Source organism: Moorena sp. SIO4A1 (genome assembly GCF_010672065.1).
Taxonomy (GTDB): Bacteria; Cyanobacteriota; Cyanobacteriia; order Cyanobacteriales; family Coleofasciculaceae; genus Moorena.
Genome location: NZ_JAAHHX010000039.1, coordinates 52,634 through 60,633, shown reverse-complemented (window position 1 = coordinate 60,633; position 8,000 = coordinate 52,634). Strand labels below are relative to the sequence as shown.

The following is an 8,000-nucleotide window of genomic DNA, read 5'->3' as shown; positions in this document are numbered from 1 at the left end:
TGTGTAAGTGAAGGAGTGGGAGGGTGGACGAGTGGGGGGTGTGGGGAGTGGGGGGGTGGGGAGATGGGGGGTAGGGGATATGGGGAGAAGGGGAGTTGGGGAGATGGGGAGATGGGGAGGTGGGGAGATGGGGAGATGGGGAGATGGGGAGATGGGGAGATGGGGAGATGGGGAGATGGGGAGATGGGGAGATGGGGAGATGGGGAGATGGAGAAATTAGGTGTAAACAAACACAGGTGAATAGCACAATTCAATAATAGTGTCGGGCCAAATTGGCGGTTTTGCCAAATCTTTACATAACTAATTTTATTTAGTGCATAAATATTTGAACAAAACCAAGAAGCTTGAGTGGTGGATTGTCTAGGAAGGTTATCCCTTGATTAGCGGAATTTTCGGCAACACCAATTACCTACCAACAATGAAAATTCCATAAATTCTAATTATATTGACTGACTTAATACCTCAAACGGCGTAGTAGATATTTTAAAGTAATTAATTATTTCCCATCAACATATAAAGATTTCCCCTAGACTGCCTCAGAATTACGTAAAATTTTGATTAATTTATCACAATCCTAGTCCCAATCACTAGGATTAACTGAGATGATGGCAAATCGAAAGGATATATACATCTACCAACTTAACTATGTCAAATCAACTATTTAATCTTTCAAACCTTAACGGCAGAATTGGGTTCTCTATTAATGGTGTTACATTAGGTGACCGCTCCGGCTACTCAGTCAGCAGCGCCGGAGATATCAACGGTGATGGCAATCTTGACCTGATTATCGGAGCCCCAGGAGCTGATCCCAATGGCGATTTTTCAGGTACAAGCTATGTGGTGTTCGGTGGTCCAGGTGTGGGTGCTGGTGGTAGCATCGAACTCGCTAACCTAGACGGTACTAACGGTTTTGTGATTGGAGGTCTGAATGAGGCTGCATTCTTAGGCTTCTCGGTTAGCAGTGGTGGAGATATCAATGGTGATGATACGAATGACCTAGTGGTAAGTGCTCCCGGTGCTGGTCCCAACAACAATGGCGTGAGCTATGTGATATTTGGCGGTTCCACTGTCGGCTCTACTGGTAGCGTAGATCTCTCATCCCTAGACGGTACCAATGGCTTCGCTATCAATGGCGTCGATCCTGCAGAATTTTCCGGTTATTCCATCAGCAATTTAGGGGACGTTAACGGCGATGGTAAAGATGACCTCTTGATTGGTGCTCCTCATGCCTTGTTGCCTATTGCTTCTCCGGGTCTTAATCCTGGCAAGGCTTATGTAGTATTTGGTGGCACAGTAGGTACTGGCGGTAGCCTAGACCTCTCCACTCTGGACGGCACTAATGGCTTCCTCCTCACCAGTGGTGTTGCCGGAAACTTAGCAGGTTTCTCAGTCAGTAGTGCTGGGGATATCAATGGTGATGGCATCAAAGACTTCGCTATCGGTGTTCCTGGTAGTGATTCTCCTCTTACTGACAACAGTTCTGCTGGCAAGACTTATGTAGTCTTCGGTGGTTCAGGTTTGGGTGCCACTGGAACTCTAGACCTCTCATCGATACCCTCCTCCGACCCCAAAACTGGCTTCGTCATTAATGGTATTGATGAAGGTTCCACCCTTGATCTCGGTGACAGGGCAGGCTGGTCCGTGAGTGATGCTGGCGATGTCAATGGTGATGGTGTTAGTGACTTAATCATTGGGGCTCCCTTTGTTGACGCCGGTGACCAGACTAATGTTGGCCAGGCTTACGTAATCTTTGGCGGCACAGATGTTGCTGGTACAGGGAACTTAGACCTTGCCAGCCTCGACGGTACCAACGGCTTTGCCATCACAGGGATTGAAGCGAATGGTCTCCTGGGCTCGTCAGTTAGTTATGCTGGGGATCTCAACTATGATGGGTATGCTGATGTTGCGATTGGAGCTAAAGGTGCAGGCAAAGTTTATGTGCTATTCGGCAGTGAAGAGTTGGGAACTACTGGCAGTGTAGACCTTTCTACCCTAAACGGGGAAAATGGCTTAGTTATCGAAGGTACTGACTCCCTAGGCTTCTCAGTAAGTGGAGCAAAAGACGTTAATAGTGATAGCATTGATGACCTAGTTATCGGAGCACCTGGTCTTGAGCTGAGTACATCCAATGGCAACACTTCAGGGAATAGCTATGTCCTATTCGGTAATGTTGCCCCAGTGATAGACCTCAATGGTGTATCGGTCACAGATACCACGACTGATACCACGACTGATACCACGACTGATACCACGACTGATACCACGACTGATACCACGACTGATACCACGACTGATACCACGACTGATACCACGACTGATACCACGACTGATACCACGACTGATACCACGACTGATACCACGACTGATACCACGACTGATACCACGACTGATACTGATCCAGCACCCGAACCAATTATTGCTGCTGCCCCAGCTATTGCAGCTGCTGCCCCAGCTATTGTAGATACCGAAGGGATTGATGGTACTATCACATTTACCGGTAATCAGCTGGCACTGTTCCCAGATAACAAATTGACTCTGAGTGATGCTAATAACACCACTCTCGTTGGCGCAACAGTAACAATTGCTAATCTGCTGAATCCCACAGAAGAACTGCTGACTGTTGACAACACCGATACCTCGATAGCGGTTACCTTCGATCCTGACAATGGTATCCTTAAGTTAGAAGGGGTAGATACCATCCAAAATTACCAGCAAGTCCTCAACACCCTAGAGTATGAAAACACATCTGGTGTGACTGATGCCTCTGGTCGCATTATCCAGTTTGTGGTTGATGATGGTTTAGCTTTCAACAACGTCAGTGAGGTAGCTACTCTGATTACCATCCAAGATAATGACTCGACGGTGATTGGTACTTTCCAGGATGATACCTTGCTTGGGGGTAATGGCAACGATAGCCTAGAAGGTAGCTCAGGCAATGACTTACTCGACGGTGGAGCTGGTAATGATACCCTGGTTGGAGGAGATAACTCAGACACCTTGCACGGTGGTGACGGTGATGACGTCCTTGATGGTGGGACTAATGGCGACTTACTCAAAGGTGGAGCTGGTAATGATACCTTGTCTGGGGGAGAAAACTCAGACACCTTGATCGGTGGTGAGGGTGATGACATCCTTGTTGGTGATAACGGTGATGATACCTTAGAAGGCGGATTAGGGAATGATATCTTATCTGGAGGAGTCGGCTCTGACACCTATGTCTTGAACCCTGGTGAGGGAACAGATACTGTGAATGATTTTCAAAATGGAATCGATTTCTTCAAGTTAGGTGGAGGTCTGACCTTTGCTGACCTGGAGATTACTGGTAATATTGTCCAGAGTACTATTAGTATTGATGACACTGGCGAAGTCTTAGCACAGGTGTTAGGGATATCCGCAAGTCAGCTCACAGAGGCAGATTTTATTTAATTCAAGAGCCGCACACCCACTTCCAGAGTGGGTGTGTTGGTCCTTGCTGACAAATCCTCTGTACTTGTTGCTCCAGGCGTTTCTGTTCTAAGGGTGGTAATCCAAATAAAATATTGCGACTTTGCCAAACTAAGACGGCTAAGGTTGTGCCAATACAGATAGCCAGACCTATTGCAGGCACATGGTTGTAGATAATACTATACCGGAGTGCCGCCCAGGTAAAATGCGATCGCATCAGGGAAATTTCATAGTGCCAACCCCACAGGCTTAATGGAGCAACAGTTATCCAGAGGATGCCTACGAAAACCCACCTACCATAAACAGTTATTTGATGTAATCGTTTTACCCTGGCCTTAAAGATGGGGTCAAGGGTAATTTTTCTTCTTTGGCTACCTGGCTGCTCCATAATCAGAAAACTATTGAAAATTAGAACTAAACTTCATCAGAAAATTCTGCTTCAATCACTGAATTCCCCTCCTTTTCGGGATTAACCGGAACCTCTACTACAGACTGAGCTTTACCAGTGCGCTCTCTCCACCAAGCTAAGAGGGTACTGGCAATAAAAATACTGGAGTAAGACCCTGCTATAAAACCAATAATCAGTGCTAAGGCAAAGAATTTTAGGGTTTCTCCCCCGAACAGCAAGATTCCTAACAGGGGTAGCAAGGTAGTTAAGGTGGTATTGATGGAACGGGTTAAGGTTTGATTAACAGCATCCTCTACAATTTGATTGATATGTTGACCTGGCTTGAGTTTAATTACTTCTCGCACCCGGTCGTAAATCACCACAGTATCATTAACCGAAAAACCAATAATTGTCAATAGGGCAACCACAAACAAGGTATCGACTTCTACCCCTAGCACCAAACCTAGGATAGAGAAAAGACCAATGGCGATTAAGACATCGTGGAACAGGGCAACGAAAGCGAATAGGCCATAGTCAAATTCGAATCGGAAGGTAAGGTAGACAAAGATGCCCACAAAGGCCATAAACAAAGCGATTAAGCCAGAAACAAACAGTTGTCTGCCCAAGGTCGGACCAACGGTGTCAATCTGAGTAGATTTGGGATTGAAAACACCAAGACGCTCGGTTAGGGCAGTTTGCAACTGGGTGCGTTGTTCAACATCTAATGTTTTAGTCCGAATTGTTAGGGCTTGTTTTTCTTCCCCTAGAATTTGGATACTGCTATTGCCAAGACCTTGTACTGTCATCACCTCCCGTACCATAGCCACATCAATGGGTTGGTCGCAGTTTCCAGGTTGAGTACAGTCTCTCTCTAGCTGTAGGCGGGTACCACCAACGAAATCCAGACCTAACCGTAAAGGGGCTCCTAGTTGGAGAAAAGAAATCACCATGGCAATGATACCGACGGTAATCAGGGAGGTTGAGATGCTCCACCAAAGCGATCGCGTTTTAATTACATTAAGTTTCATATTGACTTTTTTATTAGTAAATCCTGATATAGCAAAGGGAGTAGGGAGTAGGGAGTAGGGAGTAGGGAGTAGGGAACAAAATTATCACAATTAATTTAATTTAGGATTGCTATAACCTAGGAATTATGAATGATGAATTATGAAATGGGTTTGTTGATGGAAACTGATCATGGTCAACTAAACACTTTATCCACAACTCTATTCACCACTTTATCTACAACTAGGATGAAGGATGAAATAGGTTTTTTAGTTAAACCGGATCATGGTGAAATAAACGCTTTATCCAAACCCTTGAATTACACTTCCTACTTCCTAGTTTCTACTTCCTAGTTCCTACTTCCTAGTTGCTAATTTCTAAACTATTAGGTTGGTAAATTAGGGCAGAAGAGTTCTGGTTTCTGACGTACCCCTGGAAGTCCTAAAACTGTCACGAGCATCAGCGTGCGACTACAGGTAAGGGCGGTAAACATACTGATTCCTACCCCAATGCCTAGGGTGACAGCAAAGCCTTTGACTAGACCTGAGCCTAGCCAAAACAGTACTGCACAAGCGATTAATGTGGTCACAGTTGCATCTACAATACTAGAAAATGCTCGGTAAAACCCGGACTCCACTGAGCGATACAAGGTCTTACCAGCACGTAATTCTTCCCGTGTCCGCTCAAAAATCAGCACATTGGCATCAACTGCCATACCGATACTAAGGATAAAACCAGCAATTCCGGGTAGGGTTAAGGTAACATCTAGTAGGGCAAATGCTGCGATGGTAAGTAAAGCGTAGATACTCAGAGCAATATCAGCAATGATGCCAGGGAGTCGGTAATAGACCACCATAAAGATTAATACTAAAATCAGACCCACTACAGCAGCATAGATACTACGTTGAATACTATCTCGTCCTAAGGTTGCCCCTACGGTGCGATTCTCCACGATTTCCACTGGCAAGGGCAAGGAACCTCCCCGCAGCTGGGCAGCAAATTCATAGGCACTTTCGGCATCAAAGTTACCCGTAATCACTGCTGCACCACCACTGATGCCATTTTCAGCATATTGCGCTGCCACACTCGGAGCACTAATTAGTAAATTGTCGAGGAAAATACCAATGCTGCGTCCTGTACCGGCAATGTTCTTGGTCAGCTCAGCAAACTTTTGAGCTCCCTCACTATCAAATCGGATAGCTACTTCCCAAGCACTACCACTTTGAAGAGGTTGGGGACGAGCATCTTTGAGGTTTTTGCCAGTCAGACCAGTACTTTCAAATAGTTCAAGGATGGCTTGGTTACTACGATTGATAGCAGCTTGATTTTCTGCGATCGCATCTCCATCACCACTGTTGCGTAATACTTCTTGGTTGAATTGTTGTTCTTGTAGCACTTGCTGTTCAACCCGCAGCTGTGCTTCTGTACCAATCTTTTGATTGAGAAAATCCAGCTGTGCTGTTCCCCCTAGTACCCGTTCCGCTTGTTGCGGGTCATTGACACCAGGTAGCTGTACCAAAAGCTGGTCTTTGCCAACGGTTTGCACTACCGACTCAGAAACCCCTAGGGCATTGACTCGGCCTTCTATAACCGTTTTAACTGCGGCTAATTGCTCAGCCGTGATTTCCGTAATCTCTTCGGTAGTGTTAATCTGAATTGTAAGTTGAGCCCCTCCCTGCAAGTCCAGTCCTAACCGGATCGGAATTTGCACCAGTACTATGATTGCTGTAATTACAAGTACTAGGATTAAGGCTAATAGTGAACGCTGTTTTTGCATGACTACGACCCGCCGCAACAAATGCTATGATAATCTGTTTTGGCGAGTGTAGTAACTGAGAAAGTCTGAAGTCTGAAGTCTAAAGTCTAAAGTCTAAAGTCTAAAGTCTGAACTCTGAAGTCTGAAGGCTGGAGGTTTAAGTATTCCATCGATTGGTTACTTAGTATAGTTAGTCACCAATCGGGATCTTTTTAACCTCCAGCATCCAAAGATCAGCAACGCCCCCTGCATGGCTAATGCCTAAGCTTTATTTGCCAAGCTTTAAATTAAATCCGCAAAGCCATCATCTTTTTCACACCCTCGACAATCTGATCGGGTTGGACAATGGTGAGATTTTCCAGAGTCCCGTTGTAGGGAGTGGGAATATCTTGAGATGAAAGCCGAAGCACTGGTGCATCGAGTTCATCAAACCAGCGCTCGTTAATCGATGCTGTTAATTCTGCCCCAATGCCACCGGTTTTCATGCACTCTTCTACAATAATGACTCGGTGGGTTTTGGCCAGTGAAGCACCAATGGTTTCAAAGTCTAGAGGCTTGAGGGAAATCAGGTCAATTACCTCAGGATCATACCCCTCTTTTTCCAGCTGCTTAGCCGCTTGCATGGCGTGGTAACGCATCCGGGAGTAGGTGAGAATGGTAACATCTTTACCGGAGCGTACAACTTCAGCTTTATCAAGGGGTACCAAGTACTCCTGTTCTGGCAGATTTTCTTTGAGATTGTAGAGCAGGACGTGTTCAAAGAACAGTACTGGGTTATCATCTCGAATGGCAGATTTCAGCAACCCTTTCCCATTGTAGGGGGTGGAGCAAGCAACGATTTTGAGACCAGGAACTGCCTGAAAGTAGGCTTCTAGACGCTGGGAGTGTTCGGCTCCTAACTGACGTCCGACACCACCAGGACCTCTAACCACCATCGGGATTTTAAAATTACCACCAGAGGTATAACGCAGCATCCCAGCATTGTTGGAAATTTGGTTAAATGCCAGGAGTAAAAACCCCATATTCATGCCTTCGACAATTGGTCGTAAACCTGTCATTGCTGCACCCACAGCTAGACCAGTAAAGCTATTTTCGGCAATGGGGGTATCCAGAAGCCGCAAGTCACCGTATTTTTTACACAGATCTTTGGTAACTTTGTAGGAACCACCGTAGTGACCAACATCTTCACCGATTACAAATACTGTCTCATCCCGTGCCATTTCTTCGTCTATGGCTTCACGCAGAGCATTAAAGAATAGTGTTTCTGCCATTAATAATTCAATATAGGGGGCTACTGTGATCCTAGCATTGCCAGAGCCCTCGAATGATTATGCACAGGGAAGTTTCCCTCAGGTAAGTCGGGCAGATTGAGCTGTGGTAGCGCTAATCAATAGTATTGAATCTACT

At 45.7% G+C, this 8,000-nt stretch carries 6 protein-coding genes; 2 read left to right on the top strand and 4 right to left on the bottom strand.

All coding sequences use genetic code 11. The features are described 5' to 3' along the window. Positions 1-79: 79 nt before the first annotated feature. Together F6K53_RS23320 and F6K53_RS23315 are read left to right on the top strand one after the other, a co-directional pair. Positions 80-220, top strand: a complete 141-nt coding sequence (locus F6K53_RS23320; RefSeq protein WP_293082342.1) for a hypothetical protein — start codon at positions 80-82, stop codon at positions 218-220. Between the two features lie 425 nt (positions 221-645). Further along, positions 646-3,426 carry a hypothetical protein gene (locus F6K53_RS23315; protein WP_293082340.1) on the top strand — a complete coding sequence of 927 codons (2,781 nt, stop codon included), beginning with the start codon at positions 646-648 and terminating at the stop codon, positions 3,424-3,426. Between the two features lies 1 nt (position 3,427). Here F6K53_RS23315 and F6K53_RS23310 read toward each other — a convergent pair whose 3' ends face one another. The 4 genes from F6K53_RS23310 to F6K53_RS23295 form a co-directional block, all read right to left on the bottom strand. Further along, positions 3,428-3,832 carry a hypothetical protein gene (locus F6K53_RS23310; RefSeq protein ID WP_293023509.1) on the bottom strand — a complete coding sequence of 135 codons (405 nt, stop codon included), beginning with the start codon at positions 3,830-3,832 and terminating at the stop codon, positions 3,428-3,430. 26 nt (positions 3,833-3,858) lie between these two features. Continuing rightward, positions 3,859-4,860 (bottom strand): protein translocase subunit SecF, encoded by a 1,002-nt coding sequence (gene secF, locus F6K53_RS23305; protein WP_293069538.1) that lies wholly within the window; start codon positions 4,858-4,860, stop codon positions 3,859-3,861. 362 nt (positions 4,861-5,222) lie between these two features. Further along, entirely contained in the window at positions 5,223-6,614 is a 1,392-nt protein-coding gene (gene secD, locus F6K53_RS23300; protein WP_293023503.1) for a protein translocase subunit SecD, read from the bottom strand. A 266-nt stretch (positions 6,615-6,880) separates the two neighbouring features. Further along, a complete protein-coding gene (locus F6K53_RS23295) occupies positions 6,881-7,864 on the bottom strand; it encodes an alpha-ketoacid dehydrogenase subunit beta (protein ID WP_293023500.1) in 984 nt (327 codons plus the stop codon). Between the last annotated feature and the right edge of the window lie 136 nt (positions 7,865-8,000).